3 protein-coding genes and 1 pseudogene are annotated in these 3,269 nt (G+C 45.1%); all 4 read left to right on the top strand.

What is annotated here, in order from left to right; genetic code table 11:
• A partial coding sequence (locus tag ACUU1M_RS19455) for an IS1 family transposase (protein WP_216078975.1) occupies positions 1-77 on the top strand: 77 nt, incomplete at its 5' end.
• Between the two features lie 79 nt (positions 78-156).
• Positions 157-741, top strand: coding sequence for a fimbrial protein (locus ACUU1M_RS19450; protein ID WP_001045439.1), 585 nt, complete (start codon positions 157-159; stop codon positions 739-741).
• Positions 742-820: 79 nt separating this feature from the next.
• The gene (locus ACUU1M_RS19445; RefSeq protein WP_000044775.1) at positions 821-1,516 is read left to right on the top strand and encodes a fimbrial biogenesis chaperone; all 696 of its coding nucleotides are present in this window, start codon (positions 821-823) and stop codon (positions 1,514-1,516) included.
• Positions 1,517-1,544: 28 nt separating this feature from the next.
• Positions 1,545-3,269: pseudogene (locus tag ACUU1M_RS19440) on the top strand (fimbria/pilus outer membrane usher protein); the annotation flags it as partial.

Raw genomic sequence — 3,269 nt, 5'->3', positions numbered from 1 at the left:
CACTGTCGTTCTCAAAATCGGTGGAGCTGCATGACAAGGTCATCGGGCATTATCTGAGCATAAAACACTATCAGTAAGTTGGAGTCATTACCAAGATGTTGAACATATATTCACATTAAATATGATTATGTACTTGTTACAAGGATAAGGTTATAAATGAATAAAGTTACAAAAACAGCTATTGTGGGCTTACTTGCGCTTTTCGCAGGTAATGCCGCTGCAACCGATGGTGAAATAGTTTTTGATGGCGAGATTTTAAAATCCGCTTGTGAAATCAATGACTCTGATAAGAAAATTGAAGTTGCTCTTGGTCACTATAATGCCGAACAGTTTCGTTCTGTTGGCGATCGTAGCCCAAAATTTCCATTCACTATTCCTTTAGTTAACTGCCCAGTGACTGGGTGGGAGCACGATAACGGCAACGTTGAAGCGTCTTTCCGTTTATGGCTGGAAACGCGGGATAATGGCACCGTCCCTAACTTCCCTAATCTGGCAAAAGTGGGCTCTTTTGCTGGCACAGCGGCAACAGGTGTGGGTATCCGTATTGACGATGCGGAAAGCGGAAACCTTATGCCACTGAATGCTATGGGGAATGATAACACGATTTATCAGATCCCAGCGGACTCCAATGGTATTGTCAATGTTGACCTCATCGCTTACTACGTATCAACCGTTGAAGCATCAGAAATCACCCCAGGGGAAGCAGACGCTGTCGTTAACGTAACGCTGGATTACCGTTAATACGTTACGGCGTTATCTGACCTTTCAGATAACGCCCTTTTCCTTCCTCTTTCTCGTTGTATCAGGTTGAAAAATAACTATGTCAAAACGAACATTCGCGGTGATATTAACCTTGTTGTGTAGCTTCTGTATCGGCCAGGCGCTTGCAGGGGGTATCGTTTTACAGCGAACGCGAGTGATCTATGATGCCAGCCGCAAAGAGGCTGCGTTACCTGTCGCAAACAAAGGCGCAGAAACGCCTTATTTACTGCAATCATGGGTAGATAATATAGATGGTAAAAGCCGTGCCCCATTTATTATAACCCCACCGCTATTTCGTCTTGAGGCTGGCGATGACTCATCACTGCGAATTATTAAAACAGCTGATAACCTGCCTGAAAATAAAGAGTCGCTGTTCTACATTAATGTTCGTGCCATTCCAGCAAAGAAAAAATCAGATGATGTTAATGCTAACGAGTTGACGCTGGTATTTAAAACACGGATCAAAATGTTTTATCGCCCCGCACACCTGAAGGGACGGGTAAACGATGCGTGGAAATCACTGGAATTTAAACGTAGTGACCATTCACTCAATATATATAACCCAACTGAATATTACGTCGTATTTGCCGGACTGGCAGTCGATAAAACCGATCTCACAAGCAAAATTGAATATATCGCGCCCGGAGAACATAAACAGTTACCACTTCCAGCATCTGGCGGAAAGAACGTGAAATGGGCTGCGATCAACGATTATGGCGGCAGTTCCGGGACAGAAACTCGTCCACTGCAATAAAAAATATAAAAACACAGGTCATCAGGGAATGCCACAACGACACCACCAGGGACATAAACGCACACCGAAACAGTTGGCGCTCATTATCAAACGTTGTTTGCCGATGGTGCTCACTGGCAGCGGCATGCTTTGCACTACCGCTAACGCCGAAGAGTATTATTTCGACCCCATTATGCTGGAAACTACAAAAAGTGGTATGCAAACAACCGATCTGTCACGTTTTTCAAAAAAATACGCACAACTACCAGGAACTTATCAGGTTGATATCTGGCTGAATAAAAAGAAGGTTTCACAGAAAAAAATTACATTTACCGCCAATACAGAGCAACTTCTGCAGACACAGTTTACGGTAGAACAACTACGTGAGCTGGGTATTAAGGTGGATGAAATCCCGGCGCTGGCTGAAAAAGATGACGATAGCGTGATCAACTCGCTTGAACAAATCATTCCCGGTACAGCTGCTGAATTTGATTTCAATCATCAGCGACTTAATTTGAGCATTCCCCAAATTGCACTGTACCGTGATGCAAGAGGTTACGTCTCCCCTTCTCGTTGGGACGATGGTATACCAACGCTGTTTACCAACTACTCGTTTACAGGTTCTGATAACCGTTACCGCCAGGGCAATCGTAGCTAACGACAGTACCTGAATATGCAAAATGGTGCTAATTTTGGCCCCTGGCGATTACGTAACTATTCTACGTGGACACGCAACGATCAGGCGTCAAGCTGGAACACTATCAGTAGTTATTTACAACGTGATATCAAGGCGTTGAAGTCTCAGTTGCTTCTGGGAGAAAGCGCCACCAGCGGCAGTATTTTTTCCAGCTACACCTTTACTGGCGTGCAACTCGCTTCCGACGATAATATGTTGCCAAACAGCCAGCGCGGATTTGCCCCAACGGTACGCGGTATCGCAAACAGTAGTGCAATCGTGACTATCAGGCAAAATGGTTATGTGATCTATCAAAGCAACGTGCCAGCGGGTGCCTTTGAAATTAACGATCTCTACCCCTCTTCCAACAGCGGCGATTTAGAAGTCACGATTGAAGAAAGTGACGGTACACAACGTCGCTTTATCCAGCCTTATTCTTCATTACCCATGATGCAGCGACCTGGGCATCTAAAATATAGCGCGGCCGCTGGACGCTATCGCGCTGATGCAAACAGTGATAGCAAGGAACCCGAATTTGCTGAAGCCACGGCAATATATGGTTTGAATAATACTTTTACGCTGTATGGCGGCCTGCTCGGTTCTGAAGATTATTATGCGCTGGGGATCGGTATCGGCGGCACACTTGGCGCACTGGGCGCGTTGTCGATGGATATCAACAGAGCTGACACCCAATTCGATAACCAGCACTCTTTTCATGGCTATCAATGGCGTACGCAGTACATCAAAGATATCCCGGAAACCAACACCAATATCGCTGTTAGCTACTATCGCTATACCAACGATGGCTATTTTAGTTTTGATGAAGCCAATACCCGCAATTGGGGCTATAACAGTCGCCAAAAAAGTGAAATTCAATTCAACATCAGCCAGACAATATTTGATGGGGTAAGTCTGTATGCCTCCGGTTCACAGCAAGACTATTGGGGCAATAACGAGAAAAACAGTAATATCTCTGTTGGGGTTTCCGGCCAGCAATGGGGAATTGGTTACAGCCTGAATTATCAATACAGCCGCTACACTGATGAAAATAATGACCGTGCACTCTCTTTGAATCTCAGTATTCCGTTAGAACGCTGG

It is taken from the genome of Shigella sp. SIG6, from assembly GCF_053555815.1.
This window is presented reverse-complemented; position numbering and strand designations above follow the sequence as displayed.